At 71.2% G+C, this 15,105-nt stretch carries 16 protein-coding genes; 2 read left to right on the top strand and 14 right to left on the bottom strand.

All coding sequences use genetic code 11. The features are described from left to right. Positions 1-248: 248 nt before the first annotated feature. Complete coding sequence (locus ABEA77_RS03590; RefSeq protein WP_345640979.1) at positions 249-569, bottom strand: hypothetical protein; 321 nt, start codon at positions 567-569, stop codon at positions 249-251. 66 nt (positions 570-635) lie between these two features. Next, positions 636-1,082, bottom strand: a complete 447-nt coding sequence (locus tag ABEA77_RS03595; protein WP_086761581.1) for a hypothetical protein — start codon at positions 1,080-1,082, stop codon at positions 636-638. Positions 1,083-1,677: 595 nt separating this feature from the next. Between ABEA77_RS03595 and ABEA77_RS03600 the strand changes: the two genes are divergently transcribed. Then, positions 1,678-4,287: an MXAN_6230/SCO0854 family RING domain-containing protein gene (locus ABEA77_RS03600; protein WP_345640982.1), complete on the top strand. Its 2,610-nt coding sequence runs from the start codon at positions 1,678-1,680 to the stop codon at positions 4,285-4,287. 92 nt (positions 4,288-4,379) lie between these two features. Here the strand turns inward: ABEA77_RS03600 and ABEA77_RS03605 are convergent, their stop codons facing one another. The 8 genes from ABEA77_RS03605 to ABEA77_RS03640 form a co-directional block, all read right to left on the bottom strand. Further along, on the bottom strand, positions 4,380-4,679 hold the full coding sequence (locus tag ABEA77_RS03605) for a hypothetical protein (RefSeq protein WP_345640985.1): 300 nt from the start codon (positions 4,677-4,679) through the stop codon (positions 4,380-4,382). A gap of 83 nt (positions 4,680-4,762) precedes the next feature. Then, positions 4,763-5,077: a hypothetical protein gene (locus tag ABEA77_RS03610; protein WP_345640988.1), complete on the bottom strand. Its 315-nt coding sequence runs from the start codon at positions 5,075-5,077 to the stop codon at positions 4,763-4,765. 125 nt (positions 5,078-5,202) lie between these two features. Continuing rightward, complete coding sequence (locus ABEA77_RS03615; RefSeq protein ID WP_345640990.1) at positions 5,203-5,685, bottom strand: GIY-YIG nuclease family protein; 483 nt, start codon at positions 5,683-5,685, stop codon at positions 5,203-5,205. A gap of 88 nt (positions 5,686-5,773) precedes the next feature. Continuing rightward, positions 5,774-7,639, bottom strand: a complete 1,866-nt coding sequence (locus ABEA77_RS03620) for an RNB domain-containing ribonuclease (RefSeq protein ID WP_345640992.1) — start codon at positions 7,637-7,639, stop codon at positions 5,774-5,776. A gap of 131 nt (positions 7,640-7,770) precedes the next feature. Further along, positions 7,771-8,400 carry a hypothetical protein gene (locus ABEA77_RS03625; protein ID WP_345640995.1) on the bottom strand — a complete coding sequence of 210 codons (630 nt, stop codon included), beginning with the start codon at positions 8,398-8,400 and terminating at the stop codon, positions 7,771-7,773. 81 nt (positions 8,401-8,481) lie between these two features. After that, positions 8,482-10,290: a VWA domain-containing protein gene (locus ABEA77_RS03630; RefSeq protein WP_345640998.1), complete on the bottom strand. Its 1,809-nt coding sequence runs from the start codon at positions 10,288-10,290 to the stop codon at positions 8,482-8,484. Next, the gene (locus ABEA77_RS03635; RefSeq protein ID WP_060880813.1) at positions 10,290-11,258 is read right to left on the bottom strand and encodes an AAA family ATPase; all 969 of its coding nucleotides are present in this window, start codon (positions 11,256-11,258) and stop codon (positions 10,290-10,292) included. Before ABEA77_RS03635 ends, ABEA77_RS03630 begins: the two co-directional genes overlap by 1 nt. A gap of 45 nt (positions 11,259-11,303) precedes the next feature. Beyond that, the gene (locus tag ABEA77_RS03640; RefSeq protein WP_060880812.1) at positions 11,304-11,702 is read right to left on the bottom strand and encodes a hypothetical protein; all 399 of its coding nucleotides are present in this window, start codon (positions 11,700-11,702) and stop codon (positions 11,304-11,306) included. 253 nt (positions 11,703-11,955) lie between these two features. On the opposite strand from ABEA77_RS03640, the gene ABEA77_RS03645 reads away from it, so the two are divergent. Continuing rightward, complete coding sequence (locus tag ABEA77_RS03645; RefSeq protein WP_164992630.1) at positions 11,956-12,129, top strand: hypothetical protein; 174 nt, start codon at positions 11,956-11,958, stop codon at positions 12,127-12,129. Positions 12,130-12,164: 35 nt separating this feature from the next. Here ABEA77_RS03645 and ABEA77_RS03650 read toward each other — a convergent pair whose 3' ends face one another. From ABEA77_RS03650 to ABEA77_RS03665, 4 genes are all read right to left on the bottom strand, one after another. Next, positions 12,165-12,611: a hypothetical protein gene (locus ABEA77_RS03650; protein WP_345641008.1), complete on the bottom strand. Its 447-nt coding sequence runs from the start codon at positions 12,609-12,611 to the stop codon at positions 12,165-12,167. Further along, positions 12,608-13,468: a DNA cytosine methyltransferase gene (locus ABEA77_RS03655; protein ID WP_063817490.1), complete on the bottom strand. Its 861-nt coding sequence runs from the start codon at positions 13,466-13,468 to the stop codon at positions 12,608-12,610. The genes ABEA77_RS03650 and ABEA77_RS03655 overlap by 4 nt, the downstream gene beginning before the upstream one ends. Positions 13,469-13,569: 101 nt before the next feature. Continuing rightward, complete coding sequence (locus tag ABEA77_RS03660; RefSeq protein ID WP_060880810.1) at positions 13,570-14,046, bottom strand: hypothetical protein; 477 nt, start codon at positions 14,044-14,046, stop codon at positions 13,570-13,572. A gap of 240 nt (positions 14,047-14,286) precedes the next feature. Beyond that, entirely contained in the window at positions 14,287-15,048 is a 762-nt protein-coding gene (locus ABEA77_RS03665) for an RNA ligase family protein (protein WP_234374057.1), read from the bottom strand. Between the last annotated feature and the right edge of the window lie 57 nt (positions 15,049-15,105).

The raw sequence follows: 15,105 nt of genomic DNA on the forward strand, positions 1-15,105 counted from the left end.
GTGCCGCGTGGTCCGGCTCTCGCAAGCCGAGCGGGACTTGGTCCGGAAGTGTCCGACGCTGTCCACGCGGACACCGTCGGATACTTCCGGACAGCACAACGGAGCGCGGGGGAAGCGCCAGCAGGTGCGGCTCCGGGGCGCGGGAAGGTGTCACGCCCGGGTGTCACGCTCACTGTCACGCTCTGGGGCGTGACACCCTGCCACCTGCGCAAACAGTGCCTCGTCAGCCTGACGGGGCGGCGGGCCGGCTACCTGCTGAGAAGGGAGCTGCGCGCTTCGAGGGCGCGGCTCAGAAGTGCCGCCTCGCCCGGATCGACCACGAGCGGCTCACCGGGACGGGCAGCGAGGGGCGTGGTGAGCCGCACCTCGCCGTGGGCAACGCCCGCGCTCAAGTCCGCGATCTGCTCCGGGGTCAGCGTGTGGCGGACGAAGACGTCCACGCCGCTGAGGGAGACGCGGAAGATGATCAGGGCGTCGAAGAACACCTCGATGACGTTGCCGCTGAACATGGCCTCGGCCAGTTCCTCGGTCGTGCGCTCGGTGTCGTGCAGGTCGTCGGTCGCGGGCATACAGCTCCAGGTCTGGGGGCGGAGGGCGGCGGAACGAGCCGTGGGCGAGCTCGTGAGCGGGGAAGGTCAGGCCGTGGTGTCCTCGGGCGTGTACGGGCCACGGAACCGTGCGGGGATGTCGCTGGGCGGCGTACTGGGATCGGGGGCATCGGCCGGGCCGCGATCGGAGTGGCTCCAGTAGGACAGGGCGAGGAGATCGACCGAGGTATCACGTTCCTCGCGGGTGGCCCAGGCTTCGACGCTGACGTCGCCCTCCGTGTACACGGCGAGCGCGTAGTACAGCTCGAACGGGCTGTCGTAGAGGGCGACCGCCTGGTAAGGCCAGTTGCCGAGGTCCCAGCCCTCGCTTCCCCAGTCCCGGACGCCGGTCCATCCCCAGGGGGCAAGGTGTGCCAGCCAGGTGTCGGCGTCACCGCCATCGTGGAAGTCCTCCGGAAGGAACGGGAGAACCTCCAGCGGAACAGGTCCGGAGGTGAACGGGCGGTCGCTGGAGGAGCGGGAAATGGAAGTCAAGGCGGTCTTCCTGGTCGATGAGGGGGGCGAAGTCAACCCCTTAACACCAATGTACTCCAGCAAGGGGGGATAGTCAACATAAAAGGGTCGCCCGCCCCTTGAGGTCGCGGGGTTCGACGCAATTAAGTTGACACAAGGTGGCTACGTGTGTATTGTCTCAAGCGTCGAAGCGGGGTTCCGGCCCCGCGGTGGCAGGCCCGCCGTCCCGCCTGGGGCGCGCAAGGTTCAACACCTCTCGGGCCATGAAGAAATCCCCGTGCAGCGGCAATCGAGCGGTTGGTAGGGTCCTGGTTGCGGGGCGGCTCCGATACGTGCTTCCTTCTCTCTCTTTGGAAAAGACTCAGCGCGATCACTTCCCGCCCCGCATCCGAGAGCCTCACCCGCACCGGGTGCCCCGCGCACGAGCAACCGGCGGCCCCACTGCGCCCGTTGACCACGATCAGGTTGAAACTTTCGGCGACGCCGAGCGGCTCTCAGGAACCCTTCCTCCTTCCGGGACGGACACGGGCCCCTTCCGCTTCGGCTCAAGAAGACGAAGCCCTGCACCACAGGGCCCTGCAGGCCCGGAAATGCCGGGACAGGGGGAAGGACGACGATGACGACCACGACCATCACGACCACCACCGAAGCCCGCCGCGGCCTGGCCGCCACGCTCCTCGCCCGTCGTGGATCCGTCTACCTCAACACCTCGGCCACCGCGCCGGCTCAGACCCCGTCCGTCGACTCGCTCGCCGGAATCACCCTGCTGGAAGCCGACCTCCTCGAGCGGGGCTTCCTGCTGTCCGACGGCCTGCGCCAGGCCCTCGCCCGCAGCACCGACGCCGAGCTCGTCACCGCCGGCCGCGCCCTGCTGTCCGACATCGACGCGGCCCTCGGCGCGGACCGCGACCACACGCCCCTGTTCCGCAGCTTCCCGGCCAGCACCCCCAGCGACACCCTGTCCTTCTACGTCGATCGGGTGTTGTCCCTTCTGCTCCAGGCCCCCGAGCAGCCGTGCATCCTGTGCGGCTCCAACGACACCGTGCACGCGGTCGCGCCGTGCGCCCACCTGGTCTGCACGACCTGTTTCGACGGCGCCGACTTCTCGGCGTGCCCGATCTGCCACCGCCGCATCGACACCGACGACCCGTTCCTGCGCCCGCAGCACCACCGGCCCACCGCTGGCACCCGGCGCGCACTCCCGGACCGGCTCCGCGTCCTCAACTACGGGGGCAGCCTCACGGATCGCACGGCTGACGCCGCTGCCGAACTGGCCGGTCTGCTGTCCCGCACCGGCGCGCTCAGCCCGCAGGACACCGACGACCTCACGACCCTCCTCGACGAGGCGGGCGACCGCACGGACGTGTCGTGGCTTCCGGAGTCGATCCCCGGCCGCGAGACCAAGGCCCGCGTTCTGGCCTGGCTCCTGGACGAGCCGGACCAGTACCTGAACGTGCTCCCGGCGGTGATCGCCCGCATCACCACGGCCACCGACGTGCTGCGCCTTGTGGCCGTCCGCTCCGGCGGCGATGCCGGGCTCGTCACCCCGACCCGCTTCACCGCCATCCCGCGTCCGCTGCGCCGCGCGCTGCTGGAGGCCCTCAATCGCCTCGACGTGACCCTGGTCGCGGAGGACATCGACCGCCACGCGCAGGCGTGGAAGCACCTGGCCGAGCGGCTTCACCCCTTCGAGTACGCCCCCCGCTACCCGAACGCGGCCCTCGCCTTCGCCGCGCTGCGCGAGACCACGCTCACCGACGACACCCTGTCGCGCACGCTGCGCGCCACGGCCCGCACCGTGCCGGTCGCCAACACCAACCGGCCGAAGGTCGCGATCGCGCTCTGGTCCACCCAGGTCGAGACGGCCCTCGCCAAGGGCGACGTGAAGAGCGTGCTGCCCCTGCTGACGCAGCGCCCCGGCGAGTTCCTGCGACGGCTGGATCACGTGCTGCGTCTCGCGGGGACCGACCAGGCGACCCTCGTCCTCGACGCTCTGGAGCGGGTGGTGCCCCACGTCGCCCCGGCCGTGGTCCTCTCGGCGCTCGGAGAGATCCGCACCCGGACCCGGAAGGGCGCCGAGCGGGTCTTCTTCCCCAAGGGCGGCAACGCGAAGGCGCACATCGTCGCGGACGAGCGCGCCCCGCTCGCCGGCGCCGTCGTCGACCGTGCCGTGTCCATCCTGACCGGCGAGATCCTGCGCCGCGCGGGCCAGCTCACCCAGGTGGACACCGCCGTCGTCGACGCGGGCCTGGACGGCGTGATCGCGCCGTTCGCCGAGCGGACCGCCTCGCGCGCCCTGGTCACCCTGCCGCGCGGCAGCGAGCTGCCCCTGCCCGACGGCCGCACGGTCCGCTTCTTCCTCCACTGGATGGAGAGCGACACTTCCGGTCGCACCGACCTGGACCTGTCGGCGGCGATGTTCAACGACGCCTGGGAGCACGTCGGCACCTGCGACTACACCCGGCTCCGCTTCGCAGGCTCCGCGGCCGTGCACTCGGGCGACCTCACGAGCGCCCCCGCGCCGAAGGGCGCCAGCGAGTTCGTCGACCTCGACCTCGACCAGCTGGCCGCCGCCGGCGTGCGCTACCTCGTCGCCGTGGTCTTCTCGTACAACAACGTGGCCTTCGACGACCTCGCCGACGCGTTCGCCGGATTCATGTCCCGCGACGAGGACGGCAATATCGGAGCGGTCTTCGACCCGCGTCAGGTCGAGCAGCGCTTCGACCTGACCGGCCAGTCCCGCGCCAGCGTGCCCCTGCTCATCGACGTGAAGGGCCGCACGATGCGCTGGCTCGACGTCGTGCGGGGCGTCACCGGGACCAACCACGCCGTGCACCGGCACGCGAGCGACCTCGCCACCCTCGGCCAGGGGCTGACCAGCCTGTTCACCTCCGGCGCCCGCGTCGGTCTCGGCGAACTCGCCACCTGGCAGGCGGCAAGCCGCGCTCGCACGGTCGTCGTCCGCCACCTGGACGGCTCCACCACCACCTACCGGCGCGGCCCGGAGGAGACCACCATGGCCTTCGCCGCGCGCATCGGCACCCCGCACGCCGACGACGGCCTCGACCTGGACCTCGCCGACGTTCACCTCGCCTACCTGGTGCGCGGCGACCTGACCGTGACCGAGGGCGGCGAGGCGTACGCCCTGTACCCGGCAGGACTGGACGCCCGGCAGGTGCGCCTGCTCGGCGCCTCCGACCTGGTCTCCGCACTCGCACCGCAGTAGAGAGCCAACCGGCAGCACAACAAGAGCCCTTGATGACGCAGCGCATCCGCGTGCCGTCGTCAAGGGCTTCTGCCTGTGCCCGGCCGGGCAGGTCACCGCGCGTCGCGTCTGCCGCGCAGCGCGGCGATCACGCACAGCGGCGTGGTGAACAGGGCGTGCCAGCCGTAGAAGCACAGCCCGGCCAGGCCGGCCAGCTGCACGAGCACAAGCAGAAGGGCCAGGATCTGCGCGAGGAGGACCGGCACGGTCCCGCCGGCGGTCGCGGACAGCAGATGCGGCGTGACCCACTGGACGGCAGCGCACAGGAGCAGGGCGAAGGCGAGGCCGCCCCAGATGACCGCCAGAGCCCGCCCCGGCCGATCACGGCCGGCAGGCGCGGCAGACCGCTCCATCACCTCGCCGTGATCGACTCGGGCATCAGGACCGCCAAGGTCCCCGGGAGCGGCCGGCACGGACGGGCCGGGAGTGCCGGTGCTCAACTGCCGCTCCGCGAACGCCGCAGGTGCCCGCCGAGCGCGCGCCCGATCCGGCCCAGGCCCATGCCGATGGCGCCGATGACGAGCACCCCGAACAACCGCTCCACGAGCAGGTACGTGCCGGCCACGGGCTGCCACACCACCGGCAGCAACAGGGGCAGCACCCGCACCGGATTCAACTCGCTCCGCCCGAGCAAGTGTTGCTCCGCCGGGTGCATGAACAAGGCGCCGCTGGGGGTGGTGTACGTGATCGCCACGCCCATCAGCAGCGGCAGCAGGATGGTCAGCAACACGTCGAGCACGGCGATCACCACGGGCGGTCTCCTCGGGATCAGAGCTACGGAGGCCGGGGCGGCACCATGCTCCGCCCCCGACGCCAGCAACCCTCACCGCAAGCGCTTGTGGACAGAGTCCGCCTGCGCCGCGGGAAGTCCTCCCCCTACCCGAAGTGCGTCCGCCACAGGCCCTGCGCCCAGGACTGGGCGCGCTCGCGCAGACTGCCCTTCTTCGCGTCCCATCCCGCGGCCGGAGGCGCGCTCCCCGTGACGGCGCGGTGCCACTCGATGAGCCGCCGTTCAAGTTCGCGCGCCTCGAAGAGATCCGCGGTCGGCACCCACCACGCCTCGGCCTGGTGGTGCTTGAGCATGTGCACCACGCTCACCGCCCATGACTCGGCCGGCTCGTACGCCGACACCCACCCCTGCTCCCGGCCGAGCCGCTGACGCAGCGACGCGGCAGAGCCGACGTAGAGGACGGCGCCGCGCGGGTCGGCCCACACGTAGACACCGGGATCTCCCGGCACCTCCCGATGCTGGGAGAACAGCCATGGTGCGCCGCGCTTGGCGTCCGCCGAGAAGTGGCCGCGCAGCGCCGGCTCGAGATCGGGAACAGTCAGGACACTGATGGTCAGGTCGATCGCCATGAGGCGAAGCGTGCCGTGCCCGTGTCGGCCCCGCCACCGTGCCCCCGGCCCGCTCCTTCGAGGGCCGGGGACCCCAGGATGCGTGGCGTCACGCGGCGTCGCTCTCGCGGCGGTTGAGACGGGCGTGGATCTGATCGAGGAGGTCCGCGGCCGCAGTGGCCTTCGCCGAGGACTTCGTGGAAGTCGTGCCGGTGCCGACCAGGACGTCACCCTCGTGCACGGCCCGCGCCGTGCACTTGAAGGTGGGCTCATGGCTGGGCCCGTCCATCGTGAAGTCGAACCGCAGATCACTGATGATGAGCAGCTGGGTGTACTCGTTGAGCACCATGACCGGCTGGCGCCCCTCGGCGGCAGCGGGCTCGATCGCCTTCTTCGCCTTGGCCGTCGTGCTGTCGCCGCCGCGCACCTGGTCCTGGGAAGGGTCCGGCAGGCAGGCGAGCCGGGCAAGGAGGCTGAGCGCGGCCTGGTGACGCGCCGACTTCTTCACCGAGGCGGTGCGCTCCTCGCCGCACACCGGCGTGCCGCCGAGCGCGAGTTCGGCACGGGAACGGAATACGGCGTTGTGAATCTGACCGGCGCTGTGGTCCGTGAACGACGGATTCGCCACACCGTTGACCTGCGCGTGCGTCGCCAGCACGCTCACCGCCGTCTCCGGCGAGGCCGCGACGGCCTTCAGGCATTCGGCGCGGGCCGGCGCCCAGGTGTCGCTGCTCGCCACGAGCAGGATCATCTGGAGGTCGAGGGAGGTGAGCTGCTGCTGCCTGGCACGGCGGACCGCCTCCTGCGCCAGGGACGCGCTGCCGATGTTCTCCTTGCAGCCGCGCTTGAGGAGGGCCTGGAAGTCACGGCTGTCCAGATGGGAGTAGTCGCCCCCGGCTGATGCCGCCTTACGGGCGCGAGCATGCGCGGAGGACTTCAGCGACGCCTGCTGCGCCTCACGGTCGGCGCGGGCACCCTCGTTCAAGGACTCGGCAATGGACTGGAGCTCTTCGTCCGTGTAGGGGCTGGGGGCGCCGTCGATGTGGCTGAACACGACCCGCTGCACGACCAGGTCGGCGTAGCGGCGCAACGGCGACGTCGAGTGAACGTATCCAGGCAGATTCAGCCCCCAGTGGCCGCGCACGAAGGGCGCGTACTCGGCCGCCCGCAGCACGAGGAGGGTCCGTTCCTGCAGGGCCTGGAGGCGGGCGGCGGAACCCTCGGACAGCGCGAGGTCGAGATCGTCGAGGAGCGCCTCGCGCGGCGGAGCGACCTTTGCGGCGGAGTGGTTGCGGAACAGGAGCAGCAGATCACGCTCGGCGGCCCACCCGGCCAGGGCGGTGTTCGCCGCGATCATGCACTCCTGGACGATCTTGTAGGCGATGTTCCGCTCCGCGACTGCCACCCGGACCAGGCGGCCGTCCTCGTCCGTGGCCCAGCCCTGCAGCAGGTCGTACAGGGCCAGTGCGCCCTGGCTGCGCCGGCGGGCGAGCAGGACCTCGCTCAGCTCGGCGGCATCGCGCAGCTGGCGGTGCAGGGGGTGGCTGGGGTCGCCGACCGTGGTGGCGACCGCGTGATGGTCCAGGGCGAGGGCCCCGCGCATCTGCGCCCGGTCGACGTCGACTCCGAGCGCGGTGCCGTCGTCGTCGAAGGTGACCCGCACCCGCAGAGCCGCGCACGCGCGGCCCTCCGCCAGAGTGAGCCGCGCCTCGACAGCCCGCGGGAGCATCTTGGCCGTGCCGCGAAACCCGCCGTACGCCGACTCCCTGCGCGCGAAGGCCTCCTGGTCGGCGGTGCTTCCGGGAGCGACACCGCAGGCGACGTCCGCGACGTACACGGTGAGCTCCCAGCCGTCGGGCAGACGCCGGACGGTGATGGCGTCGTCCCGGTCGAGACTGCCCTTGCGGTCGATCATGAGCGGGACGCCCGGGGAGTCTGCGGAGGGCGGCTGGGCGGGGGAGGCGTGGGCGGGCAACACTTCTTCCTTCCGTGACGCGGCGCGGCCGAACGGTGAACGGCCGGCGCGAGATCCATCATGTCCAACGAGGCGGCCGCAGTTTGCCGAGTTGTCAGGAAAACGGTGCGGCGGCCGTGGGGATTCGGTCATCAGGTGCGGGCCAGGGCGGCGGCGACGGTACGGACGCACGCGCGGGTGTCCTCGTCGTAGCTGGACACCGGAGCCGTCGGGTAGCCCGGCGCCTCGTACAGCGGCGTGACCCCGTCGGCCGTGACCAGACGCGCCCGCCATCCGCGGTGCGCGCGGACAGGGTGGTCGATGTGGTTGCGGTGCTCGATGAGGACGTACGCGGTCCGCTCGCCCGGATCGGGCTCGAAGTGTCCGGCGATGACGCAGCTGTTGCGCCCCAGCTCGGCGGAGTAGCCGGTCTGTTCGGGAACGCGGGCCTCCTTGAGGAGCTGGCGCAGCAGACGGTCCGCGCGGCAATCACAGCTCTCGACCTGGCAGGGCTGGTCCTCGGTCCAGGCGAGAAGGGTGGTAATTGCGGAGGTGATCTCGGCCATTTCCTCCTTGCCGCGTTCCATGAGCGGGTCGTCGGGCCCGTCGGGCATGTTCAGCACTGCCTCGGTCGCCAGGCTCTCCCGGCGCATGTCGGCAAGGGCGAGCCGCAGGCGGGCGAAGCAGCCCGGGGTGCTGCCGGCGGCGAACTCGGCGATCGGTCCCGCTTCGGACAAGGTGCTCGCGATCGCACGAGCCTGTTCCTGGGTGGTGATGGGCACGCAGCCTCCGTGGTGTGAGGGCGCCGCCGGACGGCGGCGCCCGGTGGGGCGGGCGGCCTTTCAGGGCCGCCCGCCGGTCGGTCAGGCCTGGCGCAGCGCCGAGAGCAGCGCGCTGCTCAGGGCGGCGGGGATCTCGGAGACCTGGGTGATGTCCACCCGGTGAGCGCCGGGCAGCACGTTTGACCCGGGGTCGAGGCAGAACCAGAGCACATGGACTCCGGCCCGGATCAGGCGCCGTACGAGACGTTCGCCGCCCACGCGTTCCTCCGGCTCCCAGTGGCCGTCGGAGACGATGACCAGGACGCGGGCACCGTTCTGGCGGGACAGGCTCAGGGCGCCGTCCAGGGCATTGGTGGCCTCGATGAACCGGTGGTTGCCGTCGTTCGCGTGGAACTCGGTGACCTGAGAGGGGGGCTGGCCGGGGGAGACGATCGGAGTGACGGCGGTGCCGAACGCCACCGTCGCGGCCCTCCCGTCGACTTCACGGGTTCCGTGCGCGAAGGTCCAGGCCGTCGAGGCGATGATCGAGGTGTAGGCGCGCATCGAGCCGGAGACGTCGACGGCCACGCCGACGGCGACCGGTGGCTCCTGCGAGTGCGTGCGCTTCAGGGAGCGGAAGGGCCGGGCGGTCACCGGCATCCCCAGGGCGCGCTGCGCCGCGCCGAGCATGGCGTCGCGGCCGGACACGCGGCCCGGCGGAGTCGCGGCAGCCGTGCGGACACGGGCGGGGTCGCGGAACCGCGCCTTGGCGAGGGCGATTCCCAGCCGCCGCGCGGCCGCCCGCTCCAGCGAAGTGGGCGGCCTGTGGCCGCTGACCGGGGTCCGCGGCCGCGACCGGCGCGAGGACGGGGCGGGTGCGGGGGTGAACACCCTGCGGGCCGCCTGCTGCGCGGCCTGCTGGGCGGTGGTCTCGTCCCGGCGGGCCTTCTGGCGCCGGGCGGCCTCCTCTTCGGCACGGCGCTCCTGCTCGGGGTCGGGCAGCGCTCCCGTGGAGATCTGGGCCTGAACCGAGGCTGCGACGGCGACCGTCGCCACGGCTGCGCCGAGTCCGTCACCGTCTTCCGCACCGTCGGTGCCGTTTGAGGAGGCTTCGGCCCGGGGCTCGCCTGCCGCGCAGCCGACGCCGGGCAGGTCCTCGTCGGCATCCGCGCCGACGACCTCGACCCAGCGGCGGGCGATGTCCAGAAGGCCGTCCTGGTCGCCGTCGTCGAGCGCCAGGACCTCCTGCCACAGGGCACGCAGCCTGGCGAGGTCTCCGGTGCCGAGGGCGGACTCGGCGGCGGCGTACACCGGCCGGGTCTCGGTCTCGGTGAGGACACCGGCGTCGACCCGGCCCAGGATGAGGGCTGCGCCCGCTGCCGCGCGCCACCGGTCGTACAGCGGGGAGGCGGCGCGCTGGGCGGGGAGCACGATGTGGCTCGCGCAGGCGCGCAGGAAGACCCGGTCACCCGGGCGCTCCTGAAGGTGACGGGCCTCGATCCGGGGTTCTTCGAGCAGCACGGCCGCGCGGATCACCGCCCGGCCGCCCGCCGACGCGTTCCAGTCACCCCAGCGGGTGCTGCGTGCGTGAGCGGCCTCGTGCGCGGACATGCCCACGATCACCGGATGCCGCAGACGGCCCGAGATGCTGAGCGGGTCGACCTGGTCCGGGTGAGTGCCGTCCTTCAGGGCGACCGCCCCGTTGATGGTGACCTTGATCAGCTGCGGGTCGAACCAGGCCGCCTCGGCCGTGGGCGCGGCGTCCCAGGCCATGGTGAGCAGCACGTCGTCACGGTCGGCGAGGGTGTTGATGATGGATCCGAGACGCCGGGAGAGCGCGCCCCGGGCATCGGCCAGGTCCGCGTCGACGTCCTCCTGCGGGGCGGGCGGCGAGGCCGCCGGGCTGGTCATCACCGGCGCCCCGCGGGGACCCGGGTGCCCAGTGCCAGAGGGGCGATCTCACCGAACTTGTCCTTCATGGCCTCGGCGAACTCGGTGCGGTCCGGGGAGGGGCACTTGCGCAGCAGGCTGGCGACGGCGAAGTCCTGGCCGTAGCGCCGGGCCGTCCCGGCGAACGCGAGCGCGTCGCGCAGCTGGGGGATCCAGCCCTCGTACGTTTCCTGCTGCCTGCGGCTGTCGAGGTTCTTGGCCACGGTGATCAGGTCCAGCGGCACGCCGAGGTCGGCGGCGAGGTCCCAGTCGGTGGTCACTTCGACGTGATGGTGGAACCGGCTCAACAGGGCATCGCTCAGGTTCGCGCCGGGCACGTCGGGGTTGCAGGCGCCGACGACGAACCAGTTGGGGCCGACCTTGAGCGGCGGCAGCGTCGGGTTCTGCGTGACGTGCAGTTCCCCGCGGCCGTCCATGAGCGCGTACAGCACGGTCAGTTCCCGGGGGTCGATCAGGGCGATCTCGTCGACGAGGAGCGGCACGTCGTTCTCGATGCTGCGGATGAGCGGGCCGGAGACCCACTCGAAGCCGCCCGTGGTCGGGTTCTGGACGAAGGTGCCGACGAAGTCCGAGACGTCGGTGTCGGCGGTGCCGACGATGGTTTCCAGACCGTTGTGCTGGCCCTGGACGGCGTCCTGAACGAACGCGGCCTCGCTCAGCGCGGTCTTCCCGGTGCCGGGCGGGCCGACGAGCAGCACGTGCTCGCGGTGGCTGCGGGCGTCGCGCAGGAAGGCGAGGTCTTCCAGGTCGCCGACCATGCGCGGGTGGTAGAGCTGTCCGTTCGGCCGGGTCTGGGGGCCCACCGGCGGGAGGGCGGTGGAAAGGGAGGCGGGAGCGGGAGCGGGGCTACGACGCTGGGTGCGACGGCGCTCGACATCCTCCAGTTCAGCGAGGCCGCGCTGCTTCATCTGGTTCGTGAACGTGGACAAGAGGCTCCTGGGATGTAGCGGGTGGGGGAGTGGCGGGCCGGGCGGCTAGAAGTTCGATCCCGGGATGTGGGAGGCGTTCGGGAGCTCCGTGCCGGACTCGCGGGCGTACTTGCCGAAGTACCGGGCGATCTCATGGGCGTTGGCCTTGGCGTCGGCGGCGCCGGTGAGCGACACGGGGAGGTCGAAGACGGTGAAGTCCCGGCTCACCTCGTAGCCCTTGTTCTCCTTCGCGCGGGACCGCGTCACCACCTGGGCCAGCGCTTCGGCGCCGGTGATGCGGGTCGTCAGCAGCCCGACCTGACCGTCACCGTTGCGGGACCCGTGGAGGCCGAGCGCGATCGCCTCGTCTCCGGTGACGACGATGAAGCGGTAGAACTTGTCGCTGTTCCCGCTCTCGAAATGAAGTTCCCAGCCGAAGCCGCGGACGTCGTCGCTAGAAGCCAACTGAAGAATCCTCCATGTGGGTAAACTTTTTTGCGTCAAAGTGGCCATAGGGGCGCTCAGTGAGAAGGCGTGGTCGGCGCGCCCCTGACATGCTCAAATGTACGCGAAACGCGCCACTAGGTCAAGTTAATAGGGTCAGTGTGATCCGTTGCTCCCGGCTCACGCCCTGCTCGGGGGCTGAAACGGAAGGCACAGCCGCGCCACGCGGCCCTACACTCGGCACCTGTTTCCAGCACCGGGGGAGAGCACCACCGTGAACACACCGCAGCCCGCCGGCGTCGCGAGCACCAGCGACGCCCCGATCTACGCCGGCCTGGTCGAAGAGCGCGGCGACGTCCTCGCCGAAGTCCGCCGCACGGCAGAGCAGGCATTGCGTCAGGCGGACCAGGCCCTCGACTTCAGCCTGATCTCCGCCGACGCCGCCTGACGTCGACACCGCAGCGGGCGACGCCCCGGGCTGCACTACTCCACCACGCTGCCGCCGGCGCCCTGCTCAGCCCTGTCGCACTGCGGGGAGCGGCCGGACAGGCAGATCTGCTCGATCAGGCGCATCTGCTCGGACGCCTTCTCGTCCCACTCGCACCGGCGCTCCTCGGCGACCCTGGAAAGGTCCCGGCCGACGGGGACGAACGGAGAGCCCGGGTGGCCCGGCCACCGGTTACCGCTCACCGGGTCGAAGTCCATGTTCCGGTAGCCCACCCACGCGTCGTGGTGACGCGGGCACAGCTCAGCGGGCGGACGCACCGTGTAGCGCTGATCCGGCGGGAAGAGGTTGTTGGTGGCCATGTGACGGCTGCGACGCCACGTGGCCGCGTCCCAGCTGTCCCACTGGCGCCGGATGTCATCCGGGACGGGCACGCCCAGGTACTGGCGGGGAACCTCCACGGAATGCCGGGAGATCGTCGTCAAAGGGTCTCCTTCAGAAGGGGAACGGCGAACGGCGGGACGAGGGGCGCCGGCACGGGAGCGGAAGGCCGGCGGCCGGGGCGAGTCGCGACGAGCCGGCCGGCGGCGTTGAGCTTGAGGTAGGGGCGCATGATCTCGGGTACGGGAGCGGTGTCCGGGACTCCACGGGCGATGGCGCCCCACTCGCCGGTGGTCAGGAACTCGTTGCCGATGTACTCGGTGTACGCGGGCGGGATCGCCTCGGTGAGCTCCTCGTGGACGTCGGTCCAGTGGATGTCCATGGCCTGCTGCATCTCGCGGACGGTGCCCTTGCCGCCGCCCTTGCCGTACGCGGCGATGTACGGGCCGTCGCGCCACACGCCGTGCCGCAGGCCGCGGACGTAGCCGCGGTGGGGCTGGTGCGGACGTCTATCGCCCCGCCAGTAGTCGATCTCGAAATACCGGTGGCGAAGAACGCCGAGCCCGAACATCTCGCCGCACAGGACCAGGTCCCGCCGCAGCTGTGAGCCCTGGACGTTCTCCACGACGGACGGCACGCCGTACCAGGCGAACAGCTCGCGCGTGGCCGGGATCAGGTCGATGTACTCGCGGCCCTTGTTCGTGCCCTTGGTCAAGGTGCACGAGTGCTGGCACGGCGGCGACGCGTGGACGAGGTCGAACTCCTGGACGTGCGCGTGGGCGAACTCCAGGGCGTCGCCCTGGTGGAACTCGAAGGGGTAGTTGGGCCGGGCCCGGATATCGACACCCACGACGTCGAACCCGGCCCGGTAGTAGCCCATCCCGGCACCCCCGGCGCAGCAGAACAGGTCCAGCACGCGCGGCCGCCGACCGGAGAAGGACGGCCTCTTGGGCAGCCGCATGCGCCGGGGCCGCCGACAGGCACCCGCGACGCAGCACGGCAGATTCAGCCGTCCGGGCCGCCACCGCACCGACGGCGCGCCCAGCACGGCAAGGGGACCGGTCACTCGGCCGACGGGGCGCCGGGCAGGCGCTGGACCAACTCAGCAAGCGCGTCCAGCACTTCGGCCGCCTGCCGCACCTGCCCGGCCTCGTTGTCCTCCGTCTGCGTCCACGCCGTACGACGGGAGGTGCTGAAGAACGGGATGACCTTCCGCAGCGAGATCAGCGGCGTGCCGTGCACATTGCACTCCGCCTCAAGGACCCCCACCCCCGGCACGTGTCCGACGTAGGACCCGTTGGCGGGGTAGGAGGGGTCCTGCCAGATGACGAATGCCGCCGTGGGGGCGTTCGTCATGAGCGCCTCGGCCAAGCTGTGGGCGGACCCGGCCGTTACCTCCGCGGTGCTGTAGACGAAGCCGAGGTCCAGCCGAGTCGGCGTGGAGCCAAGGCCGTAGTCGGTCGTGATCTCACCGGCGTGGAAGGCGGTCAGCACGGCGGAAACTTCGGTGTCATCGACGGCGTAGACGATGACCTGCAACTGTGAACTGCCGGACAGAGCAATCTCCTTGAGTGGAAGGGGAGCGAGAGCGGGGGACTGCCCGGAACGCGCGCCAGGGCGCGAGCACAGCGGGAGCCGGCGGGGCCGCGCCCGGGAAGCCTGGGTGCCGTGGTGAAGCGCACCGGATCAGGGCGGTCGCGGAGATCGCCGAGTGCGCAGTCGCCGCGGGAGCCGGTCCCGGTCGCGGCCGAAGCCGAGCCGACCGGGACCTGGCGGGGGTCAGCGCGCCGCGAGGCGCTGCATCGTGCGGGCGTAGTCCTCGACGCGGGCCTTGGCGATCACGGAACGGTCCATGGTGCGAAGCACGATGCCTTCCGGACGGCCGCCGGCGCCGTCGTCCAGCGCGACAAGAGTCCCGGGAAGCCGGGAAGCGAGAAAGTCCTGCATTCCGGCCAGGTCGGTCGGGAGCTGGTCGGCGGGGACGCGGCCGAGGCGCGGCGTCAGCTCGATGCCGTTCTCCTTGGCCATGAGAGCGAGGTCGTCCTCGGCGAGGAACTGCTGGCCGCCGTTCTCGCGCCATGAACTGATCGCGGGCCGCGGGAGCTCCAGGACCGCAGCGTCGACAACCGCGACGTCGAAGAGGCGGAACCCCACCGCGCGGCTCCCGGTGTACTGCTTGCTGGCCTTGGTGATCTTGTCGCCGTAGACCTCGAAGAAGTAGACGCGGATCCCTGCCGTGGGCGCCGTCAGGTGCTCGGCCAGAGAGCGCAGTGCCGGAACGATGCTCTGGACCGGGTTGAGGACACGGTCGCCGCGGGCGTGAAGGAGATCCTCCCGGCTGCCGATCACGTAGTCGCCGTCAGGCAGGACGATGACCCGCGCGTTCGTGCCGTCGACCTTCTCGGTGAGGACCACGTCGTTGCTGAACGGCATCACGTTGTCGAGCAGGATGCCGCGGTCGATCTCGTGGTACGTGGCGATCGGCGGGTACTTCGTCGCCGAGTTCAGAGCGTCCAGATCCAGCGCGTCCAGATTGATCAAGGAGAATCTCAATGATCGTGTCAAGCCGCATGCGTGACCGGTGGGGCGGAGGTGAAC

Source organism: Streptomyces tremellae (assembly GCF_039540215.1).
Classification (GTDB): Bacteria; Actinomycetota; Actinomycetes; order Streptomycetales; family Streptomycetaceae; genus Streptomyces; species Streptomyces tremellae.